The sequence below is a fragment of the Psychrobacter sp. FDAARGOS_221 genome, from assembly GCF_002313155.2.
Taxonomy (GTDB): domain Bacteria; phylum Pseudomonadota; class Gammaproteobacteria; order Pseudomonadales; family Moraxellaceae; genus Psychrobacter.
Genome location: NZ_NWFK02000001.1, coordinates 913017 through 929871, shown reverse-complemented (window position 1 = coordinate 929871; position 16855 = coordinate 913017). Strand labels below are relative to the sequence as shown.

The 16855-nt window shown below is 42.7% G+C and carries 9 protein-coding genes; 3 read left to right on the top strand and 6 right to left on the bottom strand.

The window, feature by feature from the left end; translation table 11 throughout:
* Positions 1–83 precede the first annotated feature (83 nt).
* The 4 genes from A6J60_RS03840 to nirK all read right to left on the bottom strand — a co-directional run bounded on the left by A6J60_RS03840 (position 84) and on the right by nirK (position 6200).
* The gene (locus A6J60_RS03840; protein ID WP_096064810.1) at positions 84–2360 is read right to left on the bottom strand and encodes a nitric-oxide reductase large subunit; all 2277 of its coding nucleotides are present in this window, start codon (positions 2358–2360) and stop codon (positions 84–86) included.
* 358 nt (positions 2361–2718) lie between these two features.
* Positions 2719–3516, bottom strand: coding sequence for an SCO family protein (locus A6J60_RS03835; protein WP_096064809.1), 798 nt, complete (start codon positions 3514–3516; stop codon positions 2719–2721).
* Between the two features lie 84 nt (positions 3517–3600).
* Positions 3601–4524, bottom strand: a complete 924-nt coding sequence (locus A6J60_RS03830) for a formylglycine-generating enzyme family protein (RefSeq protein ID WP_227526055.1) — start codon at positions 4522–4524, stop codon at positions 3601–3603.
* Positions 4525–4679: 155 nt separating this feature from the next.
* Positions 4680–6200, bottom strand: a complete 1521-nt coding sequence (gene nirK / locus A6J60_RS03825) for a copper-containing nitrite reductase (protein ID WP_227526054.1) — start codon at positions 6198–6200, stop codon at positions 4680–4682.
* Between the two features lie 413 nt (positions 6201–6613).
* Here nirK and A6J60_RS03820 point away from each other — a divergent pair, with 413 nt between their 5' ends.
* A complete protein-coding gene (locus A6J60_RS03820; RefSeq protein WP_096064808.1) occupies positions 6614–8110 on the top strand; it encodes an MFS transporter in 1497 nt (498 codons plus the stop codon).
* 127 nt (positions 8111–8237) lie between these two features.
* On the opposite strand, the gene narL is transcribed toward A6J60_RS03820, so the two are convergent.
* Positions 8238–8897, bottom strand: a complete 660-nt coding sequence (gene narL, locus A6J60_RS03815) for a two-component system response regulator NarL (RefSeq protein WP_096064807.1) — start codon at positions 8895–8897, stop codon at positions 8238–8240.
* Positions 8898–9063: 166 nt separating this feature from the next.
* Positions 9064–11073 carry a histidine kinase gene (locus tag A6J60_RS03810; RefSeq protein ID WP_102993949.1) on the bottom strand — a complete coding sequence of 670 codons (2010 nt, stop codon included), beginning with the start codon at positions 11071–11073 and terminating at the stop codon, positions 9064–9066.
* 257 nt (positions 11074–11330) lie between these two features.
* Between A6J60_RS03810 and A6J60_RS03805 the strand changes: the two genes are divergently transcribed.
* Together A6J60_RS03805 and A6J60_RS03800 are read left to right on the top strand one after the other, a co-directional pair.
* Positions 11331–12695 carry a NarK family nitrate/nitrite MFS transporter gene (locus A6J60_RS03805; RefSeq protein ID WP_096064806.1) on the top strand — a complete coding sequence of 455 codons (1365 nt, stop codon included), beginning with the start codon at positions 11331–11333 and terminating at the stop codon, positions 12693–12695.
* Positions 12696–13054: 359 nt separating this feature from the next.
* A complete protein-coding gene (locus tag A6J60_RS03800; protein ID WP_096064805.1) occupies positions 13055–16825 on the top strand; it encodes a nitrate reductase subunit alpha in 3771 nt (1256 codons plus the stop codon).
* Positions 16826–16855: the final 30 nt, after the last annotated feature.

The following is a 16855-nucleotide window of genomic DNA, read 5'->3' as shown; positions in this document are numbered from 1 at the left end:
TAAGGGCGCTGTGATTACAGCGCCCTTATTTGGTTAATACATTATTGATTTTATAAACTATTTAGCCGATTAGTCTTAGCCGATTAATCATTAACTGGACTGCTAGGCTTATAGTTTGAACTTGAAGGTTTTGCAAACACCAGTTTGACCACTTGAATAGCGACGCAAACTGCACCAAAGATTAATACTAAGTCACCACCGGTACGGATCCAGCGTAGGGTCTGTAAGAAGTCTTGTTGCATAAAGCCTTCACTGCGCGCATACCATAGACCTTCATTGACAGAAGCAAATACCTGATACACACCGATTGGTAATAAGCTGGTCGCAATCATCAACATTAGGCCGGCGTTTAGTGACCAGAAACCAGTTTTGATAAGTTTTTCATCAAACACATAGTCGGCACGGATATAACGCATCACCAGTAACACAAAGCCCAGTGCTAAGAAGCCGTATACCCCGAATAACGCAGCGTGTGCGTGAACCGCTGTGGTATTTAAGCCTTGTAAGTAGAATAAAGAAACTGGTGGGTTAATCATAAATCCGAACACACCGGCACCTAACATATTCCAGAAGGCAACCGCCACAAAGCACATGATTGGCCATTTAAGCTTTTGCATCCAAGGGCTCTTGTGCTGCATAGACCAGTGCTCATAACCTTCATAACCTAATACCACTAATGGTACAACTTCTAGCGCACTAAATGACGCACCGATGGCCATAACAGGGGTAGTGGTACCTGAGAAGTATAAGTGGTGAAAAGTACCTGGTACACCGCCAAGCAAGAATAGACCTGCTGAAGCGATTGAAGATGCGGTCGCTACTTTTTTGTTCACTAAGCCTAAGTTATAGAAGATAAAGGCCAATGAAACGGTTGCGAATACTTCAAAGAAGCCTTCAACCCATAAGTGAACTACCCACCAGCGCCAATATTCCATGATGGTTAAGTGAGTGCGCTCGCCATAGAACAAGCCTGAGCCATAGAATAAGCCGACACACACCACAGAGGCAAAGAAGATGGCCAGTAAGTTGTTATCACCTTTTTGTTTTAGTGCTGGTAACACACCACGGGTCATTAATACTAACCAGATTAAGATACCAACCCACTTTAAGATCTGCCAGAAGCGGCCTAGGTCAATGTATTCGTAACCTTGATGTCCGAACCAGAAGTTGTATTTGGCAGGCATAATCTCTGCAATAGAGAAGTATTGGCTAGCAAATGAACCGACACAGACAATGATTAACGCAACCCACAGGATATCAACGCCCAGCTTTTGGAACTTAGGATCTTTACCGCCATTAATAATTGGGGTTAAGAATAAGCCTGCCATTAAGAAGGCGGTCGCAATCCAGAATAAAGCAGACTGAATGTGCCAAGTACGAACCAAGGAGTAAGGTAGGAAGTCTGATACAGGGATACCGTAAAACTCTTGACCTTCAACGGTATAGTGAGCAACGAAGCCACCGATAAACACCTGCGCCACGAATAAGGCAACCACTAAGAAGCCATATTTCGCCAACGCTTTTTGTGACGGTGTTAATGCAATTTTAGTCAATGGATCGGCATCAGGAGTAACAAGCTTGGTGTCTGTCTCTTCACGGCGTAAGAATGCCCAGCCCCAGATTAATAAGCCAACACCAGCAATTAAAAACACCACACTTGCAACCGACCAGAAGATATTTTCAGTGGTTGGTACGTTATCAATTAATGGTTCTGGTGGCCAGTTATTGGTATAAGTGGCTGTGGTACCAGGACGTTCTGCTGAAGCAACCCAAGTTGTCCAGAAGAAGAAGTTTGTTAATTTTTCACGTGCTTCTAGACTGGTGATGGTGTTGTTTTTCATCGCAAAGCTTTCACGAGATGTTTGTAGCTCTGGATCATCACCATATAGACCAATATAGTAGGGTGCCACTTGATTGATAGCAGCAATACGAGTGTCAGATAGCACCACAGTATTGTTGCTATCAACCGCGCTGGTGCGATACTCTTTTTTCAATTGTGCGTTTAGTACGGCTTGCTGGTCTTCAGTCGCAGACTCAAAGTCTGTGCCATACAGCTCGTTGGCACGTATGTCTCGCCAAGCCACCAACTCTCTATGTAGCCAGTCTGCAGTCCAGTCAGGTGCCTGATAGGCGCCATGTCCCAATACAGACCCGAGCTGCTGACCACCAGTACGTTGCCAAGCAGATTGTCCATCTAAGATATCGTCTTTGGTCAATAAGGTTTGACCAGAATTATCGACGAATTTATCAGGAATAGGGGGTGCGGTGCGATAAATCTCAACGCCACCCCAACCTAATAGGGAGAAGGTGACGACAAGAATGGCTATTAAGCCCCACCAGTACTTTTTGTACTCGCCCATGTCTTGCTCCTATATTTAATTTAATGGTTTAAATCTAAGGGTTAAGGTTAAGCTAAGTGAATAAAGCGCGACTCAGTGAGTGACAATCAAAACTGTGATAGCCCAGACTTATAAAAAGATTACTTAAAAATGAATCTTTAAACATAAGCGTCGTTCTAATCGGTATTTGTCTAAAATCGAGGTGTTTCAGCTTATTAAGTCATTCACCTGATTAGCTCATTCACCTGAGTAAAGAAAAGCCAGTCACTTTATTCGAGAACTGTAAAACTTATTTCAGTAAAATTATAACATTCATTTAAAATGAATGTTATAAAGATTCTCGTTTTATTACGCTATTTTTACTGAGTCAGATGACTGCTCAGTAATGAGTGTTTAAATAATCAATTAATGGGTGAATGCCCGAATCAGCGACTCCAATCTCTTGAGCGACTAAACGACCTTGTTTGTCCAATATCGAAATCAGATTGGAGTGATTGATGTCTCCGTTATCTGCAAACTGATATTTAATGTTTAAGGTGTTGGCTAACATACGGGTATTGGCTTCGTTACTACGTATAAGACGCCATTGATCGCCAAGCTCATTGTGTTCAGCATAGTTATTCATCACTTCTACCGTATCGCGCTCAGTATCTAGTGTTGCTAATACAAATTCTGTTTCAGCACGCGCCTCGTCTGACATCTCTTTTTCTATTTGCTTCATAGCACGCACTAAGATAGGGCAGGTATGCTGACAGCTGGTATAAGCCATCACCACTACTTGATTTTTGCCTTGCAGGTTATCAAGCTCAAAGCTACGGCCCTTGTGGTCAGTCCATTCGCCGCCGACTTGATAGATAGAGTAGTCTTGTCCTAGCGCTTCTGCAGGCTCATGCGAGTTCATGTCCATGTGCGTCATGGCGCCATGATCTTGGTGCTGCATATGCGTTTGTTCGGCATCTGATTGCAATGAAGCATGGGTTGCTGTTGTGTGCGCTTGTTCAGGATGTGCCTCTGAGCTTGACTGACTGCAGGCAACGGCTGTCAACGACACACTGGCAATTAACGCAGCTTTTATACAAACGCCTATCAAAGGCTGCGCCGAGTTATTGAGCGTAGATGATGAGCGCAAACCATCAGGTGACAATGAGCGATCAGCGTGAGCAATCGGGTGTTTCATAATAAATTCCTAAAAAAGCAAAAGAGCCTAAACAACTAAAAGGTCTAAATATCAAAAAATCCTAAATGATGAAAATGGCAGGTGTTAGTATTTAGCACAGCGAAAACCAAGACTGCTCACGGTATATTTCGCCTCTAAACTTGAGCGAAAGCCGTAGCGCATAAAGGCAGCATAGTCACTTGGATCGACAGCACCGGCAGCACCAGAACCACAAAACATTTGCTGATTTAAGTTGCTATCAGCACGCGATTCACCGGTGACAAGACTGTTATTAAAGTTCTCTGTCCATTCCCAAATTAGACCATGCATATCTTTCACGCCCCAGTAGTTGGCAGGGCTTTGACCGACTTTGTTAAGTGTTTGATTATTGCCGGCAGATTTGCTATACCATTCTAGAATGCGCTGGTTATATCCTGGTTGTAAGCTGCCATTGATGTGAGTCTCTGACGCTTGTGCCACATATTCCCACTGCTCAACAGTCGGTAGTCGTTTACCTTGTGCTTGGCAATACTGATTTGCTGCGTACCAAGATACATTGACCACTGGCTTGTCAAAATCAGCTATTTTGGGGGTATAGCCTCTATCGGCTTTAAGCCAATGCTTGAGGTATCCTTTGTCCGCAAAAATAGACGCAATTGACTGCTTTTGATAATTGCGATTGTTTTTCAAAAAAGCATAAAACTGAATGTTGGTCACCGGCGTTTCATCAATTTTGAAGTCATTGACTTTGACCAGTGGTGAGTTTTTACTTAAATATAAAGGTCGATAAGTCCCTGCTTTAATGGGGCGCTCTTTGGTTGGGGTTAGCTTAGATGTCTTGTGCGATGACGCGTGTGCAGTCGGCATAAATAGGCCAGTCTGTGCTAGGTTAAAACCGGCCACTTGATTGGTCGCAGATAGCCCAACGCTGATAGCAACATAAAGCCCGCCGAGCATTAGCACGCGCTGCGACTGCCTAAGCGTTGAGATCACAAAATGAGTGCGGTTACAATGATTGCTAGCTGACATAAGAGCCTCTACCAGTTCACTACGAATACGAGCGGTTATTTATTGACGATTATTCAGACAATAAGTGCCTATTTGTTGTGTTTTTAGCATTAACAAATAGGCACTGTATTATCGATACATATCAACAATGGTTGAAGATGATTTACTGCTAACGACTAGCGTTTGGCTTTGACATCTTCTGGGGTGATTTCACCACCTTTGTTACCCCAGCTGTTCATGACATAGGTCACAACGTTGGCAATTTTTTCATCATCAAGCGCAACCGCTGGCATGACGCTGTTGTACTCTTCACCGTTAACCGTGATTTTGCCGCTTAAACCATGCAAGATAGCATCAATAGCGCGAGTTGGATCTTCATTTAAGTAATCAGACTTCGCCAATGGTGGGAAGGCTTTTGGCACGCCAGTACCATTAGGTTGGTGACAGGCTGCACAGTTACTGTCGTAGATAGATTTACCCATGGTGATGCGTTCTTGTAAGTTTTTGGCGGTCACTTGAGGTTTAGGCTTATCATTTTTGCCAATACTTTGAGTGGCTGAGCCTTCAGGTAAGTAAACCTGCTCTTTGACTTTGCCTGAGTATATTTTCTTATCTTCTGGTCCATCGACTTTAAGGATACCTAGCGCGCCTTTGTTAAAGGCACGGAAGATAGAGTGGTCAACCATCACGTATTCACCAGGAACGTCTAGTTTGAACTCCGTGATTGCAGCGCCGCCTGCTGGAATGAGCGTGGTTTGAACGTTTTGGTTCTCAGCTGAGCCGCCTTCCATATTTACTTTGTCAAAGATTTCACCGATAACGTGGAAAGAAGACAGTAAGTTTGGACCGCCGTTACCAACATACAAGCGAACGGTTTCACCCACTTTTGCTTTCAGTGCGTTTTCACCGGTTAAAGCGCCCACTGAGCCGTTAAAGACAACATAGTCCGCGTCTTCTTTAACGGCTTTTTCCATATCAAACGGTTGTAGCCCTTTATCGCCATAATCACCTTTGGTATAGAAGTCGCCCTGCATGACGTAGAACTCTTTATCCACTTTAGGCAGACCTTCTTCAGGCTCAACCAAAATCAGACCATACATACCATTTGCAATGTGCATACCCACAGGTGCCACAGCACAGTGATACACATACAGACCTGGCTTTAACGCTTTAAAGTTAAATTGAGTGGTGTGACCAGGTGAGGTAAATGATGACGCTGCACCGCCGCCAGGACCTGTCACCGCATGCAAGTCAATGTTGTGCGGCATTTTAGAGTCGGGGTGATTGGATAAGTGAAATTCAATTTCATCACCTTCGCGGACACGCAGGAATTGGCCAGGTACTTGACCGCCAAAGGTCCAGAAGTTGTATTCCACGCCATCGGCTAAGCGCATGGTTTTTTCAACGGTTTCCATTTTAACGACCACTTTGGCAGGGTAGTCTCTGTCGATAGGTGGTGGTACTTCTGGCGCATGGGTTAACACCGCGTCGACAACCGGTAATTCACCTTGTTTGCCATCAGAGGCTTGCGCTTTTTTGTCTTCGGCTTGTGCAGATGCTGCAGTCGCACTGCTGTCTTTGGTATCTTCGCCGCAGCTAGCCAAAAATGTGGTACTTGCTGCTAATAGGCAGGCGAGTGCTAACTTAGAGTATCGATGTGGAGATTTCGATGTGGAGAAAGAGTTTAATAAGCGCATGGTGTCCTCCGAGCGTTAAGTTTAAAACATATATTTAAAATGAATGTTTATAAGATATATTATAAATGAATGTTTAGTGTTAATCGACTGTTATTGTTACCGTTTATTAGAAATTTGAGCACCTAATAGTTGATAATTTTTATTTACTTTTATTTTTACTTATGGTAGCTGATTTTAGGTCGGAAGCACTTAAAAGACAGGGCTTTCAAAGGTATTCAGATAACAATCAATAATTATGATGATTATGATTCTGGTAAATGATTAAAACCAATCCCCCAAAAGTAGTATGGGCTTTAAATTTATAATGCTTTTGCTCAATATTTAATGCATTTATCTTTTGGTATATTCACCTTAACTAAACAGTGACTAGGCTAATCAAACAGCCAACCTATCCTTAAGTAAGGAGAGATATCATGCATGCAAAAGAGCTGCTTGAACTTGAACGTCGAGATATCAGAGCGCTCCACTATACGTGGATTGCCTTTTTTCTAACCTTTTATGTCTGGTTTAACATGGCGCCTTTGGCCACATCTATGCTGGCGACAGAGGACTATTTGACACCAGATCATATTAAACTATTTTTGATTGCGAACGTTGCATTAACCATTCCAGGTCGAGTGGTGGTCGGTATGGCCCTCGATAGATTTGGTCCGCGTCGTGTCTTCTCAGTATTGATGGTCGTGATGGCCATACCCACATGGTTCTTTGCCTTTGGCAACTCTGCCATGCAGCTGTTTGTCGCACGACTGTTTATGTCGATTGTTGGCGCAGGCTTTGTGGTCGGTATTCATATGACTGCACTTTGGTTTAAGCCAAAAGATATTGGTTTTGCTGAAGGGTTCTATGCGGGCTGGGGTAACTTTGGTTCTGCTGCTGCTGCTATTACCATTCCAACAGTTGCTTTACAGTTCTTTGGTGGGGATGACGGTTGGCGCTGGGCGATTGCGTTATCGGGTTTACTCATGGCTATTTACGGTGTCGCTTATTGGTTTTTAATCACTGACGGACCTACTGCCGATACGCATAAACGCTCTAGAAAAGCAGGTGCCTTAGAAGTATCTACATGGCGTGATTTATGGCTTTATTGCCTGTTTACCATCCCGTTATATGGTGTACTAGGTGTACTGGTGTACCGTACTCAGTCGATGGGTTTTTTGAGTGAGACAGGCGCAATCATTTGTTATGCGATCATTGCGTTATTAGTGATTTATCAGATTTATAAAGCTCTGAGCGTGAATATACCGATGCTTAAGGAAGGTATTCCTGAAGATGATAAATATCCATTTACCTCTGTTGCAGCATTAAACGTAACCTACTTTGCCAACTTTGGTGCTGAGCTTGCAGTCGTATCTATGCTACCAATGTTCTTTGCTGACACTTGGAAACTTAACCCAACCACGGCTGGCTTGATTGCATCAACTTTCGCCTTTGTTAACTTATGGGCGCGTCCATTAGGCGGATATATCTCAGATAAAATCGGTAATCGCCGTTTAGTGATGCTTATTTATATGTTTGGTATTGGTATTGGTTTTGCGTTAATGGGACTACTTAATGAAAGTTGGCCGTTGTTTATCGCCGTTGTCTTTACCATCTTATGTTCGGTATTTGTGCAAGGTGCTGAGGGTGCAACTTTTGGTATCATTCCTGCTATCAAGCGTCGTCTAACCGGTCAGATATCTGGTATGGCAGGTGCTTATGGTAACGTAGGTGCGGTATTCTACTTATTCTTATTTACCTTCGTTGACCCAAATCAGTTCTTCTTTATTATTGCCGGTGGTGCTTTCATATCATGGTTGGTCTGCTACTTCTGGTTAAAAGAGCCTGACGATGCCTTTGGCGATGAATACGCCATGTCATCGGTTGACCGCCAAATTGCTGAACAGGAGCGTTTGGCTCAAGAAGGTAGATAAGTACGACTATAGATCTTGATAGATAAGCCTTTTTAAGTATGCAGTTTTAGATAGTAAAAAGTAGCCCAATCTAAGACTGGGCTACTTTTTCATGAGAGACAGACAGTGATATAAGCGATTTTGGTATTCAAGAGGATAAGTTATTAACAGCCCATACTGCTACATCAACACGGGTACGCAGATTGGTTTTGTTCAAAATATGCTTAACATGTACTTTCACCGTTGACTCTGAGATACCAAGCTCATTTCCGATCATTTTATTGCTATGACCTTTGGCAATCATCTTAACAACTTCGAGCTCTCGGCCAGTTAAGTTGGTAACGATATCATCTAAATTGGGTGTGCGTAGTGCTTGTGCCAGTACTGCCGCCAGACGGGAGCTCACTACCAACTCCCCGCGCAGCGCCTTACGGATATCCATAGCAACTTGTTCTGGTTGCATATCTTTTAGCAAATAACCATTAACGCCAAGCTTTAATGCACTATGAATATCATCGCCACTATCAGAAACAGTAAACATCAAAATTTTGGTCTTAAAGTCCTGCTCATGTATTCGCTTAAGTGTGTCGAGACCACTTAATCCTGGCATATTTTGGTCTAAAATAATGAGATCGACATCGTTATCTTGTAGGTAGCTTAGGGCCTCTTCGCCGCTGCCCACATCAGCAACCACATCAAAATCAGGCTCTAAACTCAATAAGTCTGCCATGCCACGTCGTAACATAGGATGATCATCAACTAATAGGATTTTGGCAGGGGAGGTGGACGTATATATTTTAGGGCTCATAAGGATTCATATCTTAATATAAAAATTAAAATTAAAAGCAAAAAAATTAAGTCTTTAGGGATAATCCTAATTCGTAGTGACATTCAAATAGGATAAAAACAGTCATTTTTTTGTCTGACTTGGTTGTATTTTGTTTTTATCACTATTTTTATAATGAGGACACGTCCTAACTTGATGACTCATTAAAAAACTCTGGTGAGAACCGAACTTCTACCATTGTACCATTTGGCACGTTTTCTGCTATCTTAAATGTTCCTCCCAAACTTTGAGCACGTTGCTGCATAATCATGATTCCATGATGATGGGTCTGGTCAAAGTCATGAGAAATGCCTGCTCCATTATCGCTGATACGTAATATTGTGTCATTGCTGTTTGGCACGTATTTAAAACTGATATTGACTTGAGTAGCATCAGCATGCCGACAAATATTAGATAGCGCCTCACGGGTAATCTGAATAATGTTTACTTGTTCGGTTGCACTTAAATTTAATGAGATAACTTGATTGATAACATGAATATTAAATCCTCCTTTTTCAGAAAACTCTTCAGCTGAATTATGTAACGCCTCATCAAAGCTATCATCGTTAAGACTCAATCTAAATGTTACTAACAAATCTCGTAGGTGCTGATATGCAGAGGTTAGCCCATCTTTAATCTTAGTAATGGATGTTGTTAAATTATCAAATTCTGGACTTGTGCAATGATGGTTAATCAATTGCTTTTCCAAAATAGAAACCTGAATTTTCAAATAAGACAAAGACTGTGCCAACGAGTCATGAAGCTCACGTGCAATGGTCGCTCGTTCCTCTAACAATATAATTTGATGCTCTTGCTGACGTTGTTGTAACAAATACATTGCTGTAGCAATAAAATTTGCTAATGCATGAATGGCATCATTATTATTGGCAATCACTAAGTCAGCCATTTTTATATCGTCTGGTGTATAAATCACAGGCTCTTCAATCAGCGGGATTTGGTTGGTCTCACATGCATCCTGATTATGATGAATAACAGGTATGTCTTTTGATGCTAATCGACGGCTGATCCCCAGGTTTTTAGGTCTCACTCTCAGGTCCCCATACTGCGTTTTATTATGATGTATAGGGAAAGACTTAGTGTGTTGATTGTTTTTTATCAAGCACTGCTCACAGGTTGTGGTTGAACACAGCTCTTTGAGCTCACGGCTGTGCAGAGAAATAGCATCTTTGTCATTATTGACCGTATCGCTTTGAATACATAGCGTCAACTCAAGCTCCGGGATTATCTCACTAAATTTAACAATTAAACTATTTAGCTCGCTGATGCTAATTTGGTTTTTTGCCAAGCGCTTAGAGAAATCGTAGAGTAGTGTGAGTACCTGATTGGCTTGGGTTAGATGAGCCGTTTTGGTTGCTATTTCATGCTCTAAATGATTGTGATTGGTTTGAATGGTATCAGCCATGGCGTTAAAAGAATTGCCCAGCTCTCTAAACTCTGAATATCCCTCTATATCGATACGCGTACCAAGCGCACCAGATCTAAACTTCTTCTTAGCATTTACTAAGTTTTTGACAGGTATTAGTACGTTACGGCGTAATTCGCGTAGCCCAAACCACATAATAAGTATGGTAATAAAAAGAATAAACAGTTGTAGCTGTTGTTGGTAGGCTTGGCGCGCCTCATTTCTGTATTGTAATTCACTAACTAGCGTATCTACTTTTTTTAAATAAGTAAGAGAGTGTTGATAAAACTGTGGTGAGTCTAAGTTCAAAAGCAGAGGCTCTAGCTGTTGATGCCACTGTGTATTAATACTAGATAGCTGATAATCAATATCTGTATTTTTATTTTTATATTTATCTTGATATTGGTTCAAAAACGCATGACGACGCTTCATATCTTTGATGAGATGATTCGCCAATATTCTTTTTTTAGTATTATCAGTCTCATTGCTTAAGGCGTTTGAGCCTAGCTCATTAAGCATCAGAGTGTCTAAAGAGACAGAATCTGACGCCAATAAAAAATTGAGACGGTAGGTGGCCATTCGCATCGAGCCTGCTACATTAATAGCTTGTGCATCTTCTTTGGCTATCCATGCTAAAAACCCACTGCTGATACTAGATAACACCAGCAATAAAGTGACGATAAAAGCAGCGTACCAAGCACGATTGGGAAGAGAGTTGGATAAGCATTTAGACATAGTATAGTAAGTTCAAGTAGTGTCACTGTAAACAGCGATAAATTATAATTTCGATATATATTTTTGATATACCACTAAAGTCTTACTTAACAAGTATGAAAAACCATTACCTCTATATGAGAGTCTATTAAACCCTAATACCCATATAAAAATAAAGTGAGTTAGCGTAATTTAAGATACTGCTTAGAAAAAGGGTTTGGTTTTAACCTTTCTTAATAAGTAAATAGGCGCTGATTATCATAATAGCTGAGGTAAATATGAAAAATAAAAACAAGTTTAAAGGCGGTAGAGTCATTACAGACTGGCAGCCAGAAAATAGACAGTATTGGGAAAGTGGTGCTAATAAGTTAGCAAATCGTAACTTATGGATATCAATCCCCGCATTATTACTGGCATTTGCAGTTTGGATGGTATGGAGTGCTGTTATTGTACGCTTACCTGATATAGGTTTTGAGTTTGATCAAGCTCAGTTGTTTTGGTTGGCGGCGTTACCTGGTCTTTCGGGAGCGACTTTGCGTATTTTTTATTCCTTTATGGTGCCTATCTTTGGAGGAAGACGCTGGACAGCCATCTCAACAGCCTCGCTTATGATTCCTGCTTTATGGATGGGATTTGCGGTACAGAATCCCGATACGCCATTTAGTGTATTCGCTATCATTGCTTTACTGTGTGGCTTTGGTGGCGGTAACTTTGCCTCGTCAATGTCAAATATCTCATTTTTTTATCCAAAAGACAAACAAGGTACGGCGCTCGGGCTTAATGCAGGCTTGGGTAATTTAGGCGTTTCAGTGATGCAGTTTCTGATACCTGTGGTTATTGGTATGGGTATCTTTGGTGCATTGGGTGGTGCACCGCAAGTAACCAGTGCGGGTAAAACATTGTATTTACAAAATGCTGGTTTTGTTTGGGTGCCTTTTATTTTTCTGGTCGCAATTGCCGCATGGTTTGGCATGAATGATTTAACCTCAGCCAAGGCTTCCTTCAAAGACCAAGCCATTATCTTTAAGCGCAAACACAATTGGATTATGTGCATTATTTATATGGCAACATTTGGTTCGTTTATTGGGTTTTCAGCCGCTTTCCCGATGCTAATTAAAAACTCATTCCCTGAGATTGATGCTCTGAAATTTGCTTTCTTAGGTCCATTTGTAGGTGCAATATTTCGTCCACTAGGCGGCTGGATGGCAGATAAATTAGGCGGTGCGCGTGTCACCTTTTGGAACTTTATTATTATGGTATTGGCTGTCGCCGCTGTCATGTACTTTTTACCAAGTGATATATCTCAAGGCAGCTTTGTCGGTTACTTTATCTCATTTATGGTGCTATTTATCACCACAGGTATCGGTAATGGCTCAACGTTTCGTATGATTCCCGTTATCTTTAGAACGTTCCATGAAAAATTAGGTACTAAAGATGTAGTGACTGAGTCTAATAAAGAATCAGCAGCTGTGGTTGGTTTCACCTCTGCTTTTGCTGCTTATGGTGCATTCTTTATTCCTAAAATGTTTGGCTCAAGTCTAGGTGCACAGGGTACTTTTATTAGTTTAATTGTGTTTTATATCATTTGTATCATATTAACTTGGTGGTATTACAGTCGCAAAAATGCGCCGTTCCCAAGCTAATAGTTAGGCTCTATTATTTGGTTTTTTACTAGAGCTTAAAATAAATGAGTTAGCCAATAGTAAAAACCTATCAAGTATAAAAGTGTCAGATTTATCATCTGGCACTTTTTTATTATTTATATTTGCATCATAAGTGCATTTTTAATTTTCGTGCAGTCTTGTTAAGGGCGATATCGATAATCCAAATACTACCAAAGGAGTAGCTATCTGCTCATGTTAGATAATGGCAAGGGTTTTTAGTAGCACCTACAATTGTGACTATGAAAAAGTTTTTTATGGCGCTTAGGTATTTATTGAGACATGATTTAAGTGTTTGTCTAAGCCTTTGATATCGGATTAATAACCTAGAGGATAGCAATATGAGCCATTTACTCGACCAATTCCGTTTTTTTAAACGTAAAAAAGGGGAGTTTGCTAACGGCCATGGTGAAGTGCGCGATGAGTCGCGTGGATGGGAAGATGGTTACCGTAACCGCTGGCAGTATGACAAAGTCGTCAGATCTACGCATGGCGTAAACTGTACCGGCTCTTGTTCTTGGAAAATCTTTGTTAAAAATGGTCTGGTGACTTGGGAGACGCAGCAAACCGATTATCCACGCACGCGCCCAGATCTACCAAACCATGAACCACGTGGCTGTCCTCGTGGTGCAAGTTATAGTTGGTATATGTACTCAGCCAACCGTGTTAAATATCCAAAAGTGCGTAAGCCATTATTAAAACTATGGCGTGCAGCCAAAGCACAACACGCTGATCCAGTTGATGCATGGGCCAGTATCGTAGAAGACCCAGCCAAAACCGTTAAATACAAATCAAAACGCGGTATGGGCGGCTTTATTCGTTCTACTTGGAGCGAGGTAAACGAAATCATCGCTGCCAGTAACGTTTATACGGCCAAAACTTACGGTCCTGACCGTATTATTGGTTTCTCGCCAATTCCTGCCATGTCTATGGTCAGTTATGCTGCCGGTAGCCGCTATTTGTCGCTTATCGGCGGTGCCTGCTTGTCATTCTATGACTGGTACTGCGACTTACCACCAGCGTCACCGATGACATGGGGTGAGCAAACTGACGTGCCTGAGTCAGCAGACTGGTACAACTCAGACTACATCATCGCATGGGGCTCTAACGTTCCGCAGACACGTACGCCTGACGCTCACTTCTTTACTGAGGTGCGTTATAAAGGTACCAAAACAGTCTCTATCACACCTGACTATGCTGAAATCTCAAAGCTAACCGACCTTTGGTTAAACCCAAAACAAGGTACAGACGCGGCTGTGGCTCAAGCATTCTGTCACGTGATTATCAAAGAGTTTTATCTAAAACAGCCAAGCGATTATTTCATTGACTATGCCAAGCGTTACACCGACATGCCAATATTGGTCATGTTAGAAGAAGACGAGAGCGGTAGCCGTCGTCCGGGCCGTTATCTACGTGCATCAGACTTGGTTGATGGTTTAGGTGAAGAGAACAACCCAGAGTGGAAAACCATTGGTCTAAATAGTGACGGTGAGCTTGTGTCACCACTGGGCTCAATTGGTTATCGCTGGGGTGAAAAAGGTAAGTGGAACTTAGAGCAGAAGAGCGGCTCAACCGGTAAAGATATCGACTTAACCCTAAGCCTAAAATCTGACGGCGATGAGCAAGAAGTATGTGATGTGACTTTCGATTACTTTGGTCATACTGAGCACCCATACTTCACAGCCGTACCAGGTGAAGCGCTACAAGTTAAACGCATTCCTTGTAAGACGGTTACTTTAGCAGACGGAAGCACTGTCAAAGTTGCAACTGTATTTGACTTAACCGTGGCTAACTTAGGTGTCGATAACGGTCTAGGCGGCGAGCACGTCACTGACGATTATAACGACGCTACCGTACCTGGCACGCCAGCATGGCAAGAAGTCATTACTGGTTTATCACGTGAAAAAGTTATCCAAGTGGGTCGTGAGTTTGCGGAAAACGCACACAAAACACATGGTAAATCGATGATTATCATCGGTGCCGGTATGAACCACTGGTATCACCTAGATATGAACTACCGCGGCGTGATTAATATGCTAATGCTGTGTGGTTGTATCGGTAAATCAGGTGGCGGCTGGGCACACTATGTGGGTCAGGAAAAACTACGTCCGCAGACCGGTTGGTTGCCTCTAGCGTTCGTTTTAGACTGGCACCGTCCACCACGTCACATGAACGGCACAAGCTTCTTCTACAACCACAGCTCACAGTGGCGTCATGAGACAGTTTCAGCGCATGAAATCTTATCGCCTCGTGTAAATAAGAAGTTCTTCCCAGAGCACATGCTTGATTACAACATTCAAGCCGAGCGTGCGGGCTGGTTACCTTCAGCACCACAGCTAAACCGTAACCCGCTATCTATTGCGGCTGCGGCCAAAGCGCAAGGTAAAGAGATTGAAGAGTATGTCGTGGATTCGTTACATGAGGGCAGCTTACGTTTTGCCTGTGAGTCACCTGACAATCCTCAAAACTTCCCACGCAATATGTTTATCTGGCGCTCAAACTTACTTGGCTCATCAGGTAAGGGCCATGAGTACATGCTTGAGTACTTCTTAGGCACCAAAAACGGCCTAATGAGTGAAGAGAACTTGCCAGATGGCTTGCGTCCTAAAGAAGTGGATTATGTGGAAGAGGGGCCAAAAGGCAAGCTTGATTTGGTAGTAACCCTAGACTTCCGTATGTCGTCAACTTGCTTGTATTCAGATATCGTGTTGCCAACTGCGACGTGGTATGAAAAAGATGACATGAACACCTCGGACATGCATCCATTTATTCACCCACTAACCGCAGCGACTGACCCTGCTTGGGAATCAAAAACAGACTGGGAAATCTATAAAGGCATTGCAAAAGCCTTCTCAGAAGTATCAGTGGGTCACCTAGGCATTGAGACAGATGTAGTCACGCTGCCGATGCAACACGACAGCCCAGGCGAATTAGCACAGCCATTTGGCGGTACCGACTGGAAAACAGCGGGTGAAAAACCAATACCTGGTAAAAACTGCCCAATGATTAAAGTGGTTGAGCGTGATTATCCTAATACGTATGCCAAATATACTTCTCTAGGTCCTGCGCTTGAGAAATTAGGAAACGGTTCAAAAGGCTTGAACTGGGATATGACCAAAGCAGTCAAAGACTTAGGTGATTTAAACCACCGTGTAACCACACCGGGTGTATCAGAAGGTCGTCCACAAATCTTTACTGCTATTGATGCGTCAGAGACCATCTTAATGCTAGCGCCTGAGACCAACGGTGAAGTCGCCGTCAAAGGCTGGAAAGCATTAGAGGCATTTACCGGCCGTGAGCATGTGCATTTAGCGTCTGCAAGTGAGCACGAAAAAATCCGCTTTAGAGACATCGTTGCCCAGCCGCGTAAGATTATCTCAAGCCCAACATGGTCGGGCCTTGAGTCTGAAACCGTAAGCTATAACGCAGGCTACACCAACGTTCATGAGCTGATTCCTTGGCGTACCATCACTGGCCGTCAGCAGTTCTATCAAGATCACCCTTGGATGCAGGCGTTCGGTGAGCAGATGCAGCAGTATCGCCCACCGATTGATACCAAAACCACGGACATTATGAAAGACGCTAAACCAAATGGTAACAAAGAGATTGTACTGAACTTCTTAACGCCGCACCAAAAATGGGGCATCCACAGTACGTACTCTGAAAACTTATTAATGCTAACGCTCAGCCGTGGTGGTCCGATTGTTTGGTTATCAGAAAATGATGCTAAGTCAGCCGGTATTGAAGACAACGACTGGATTGAAGTATTTAACGTCAACGGCGCGATTACAGCACGTGCGGTCGTCAGTCAGCGTGTGAAAGATGGCATGACCATGATGTATCACGCACAAGAGAAACTGGTCAGCATTCCAGGCTCTGAGCAGACCGGTACCCGTGGCGGTATCCATAACTCAGTCACCCGTACTATCTTGAAGCCAACACACATGATTGGTAGCTACGCGCAGCAATCATACGGCTTTAATTACTACGGTACCGTGGGCTGTAACCGTGATGAATTTGTTGTGGTTCGTAAGATGTCGAAAATTGATTGGTTAGAAGACAAACCAGACGACTCATTACCACAACCATTACCAACGACTTTGGAAGGTTAAGACAACCTTAAACAATTTAATTTGGAGCAC

Coding starts and splice junctions, on each gene's coding strand:
- A6J60_RS03810 (WP_102993949.1), bottom strand. CDS start 11,073: ATGTCTAAATGCTTATCCAACTCTCTTCCCAATCGTGCTTGGTACGCT.
- A6J60_RS03840 (WP_096064810.1), bottom strand. CDS start 2,360: ATGGGCGAGTACAAAAAGTACTGGTGGGGCTTAATAGCCATTCTTGTC.
- A6J60_RS03820 (WP_096064808.1), top strand. CDS start 6,614: ATGCATGCAAAAGAGCTGCTTGAACTTGAACGTCGAGATATCAGAGCG.
- nirK (WP_227526054.1), bottom strand. CDS start 6,200: ATGCGCTTATTAAACTCTTTCTCCACATCGAAATCTCCACATCGATAC.
- A6J60_RS03835 (WP_096064809.1), bottom strand. CDS start 3,516: ATGAAACACCCGATTGCTCACGCTGATCGCTCATTGTCACCTGATGGT.
- A6J60_RS03830 (WP_227526055.1), bottom strand. CDS start 4,524: ATGTCAGCTAGCAATCATTGTAACCGCACTCATTTTGTGATCTCAACG.
- A6J60_RS03800 (WP_096064805.1), top strand. CDS start 13,055: ATGAGCCATTTACTCGACCAATTCCGTTTTTTTAAACGTAAAAAAGGG.
- A6J60_RS03805 (WP_096064806.1), top strand. CDS start 11,331: ATGAAAAATAAAAACAAGTTTAAAGGCGGTAGAGTCATTACAGACTGG.
- narL (WP_096064807.1), bottom strand. CDS start 8,897: ATGAGCCCTAAAATATATACGTCCACCTCCCCTGCCAAAATCCTATTA.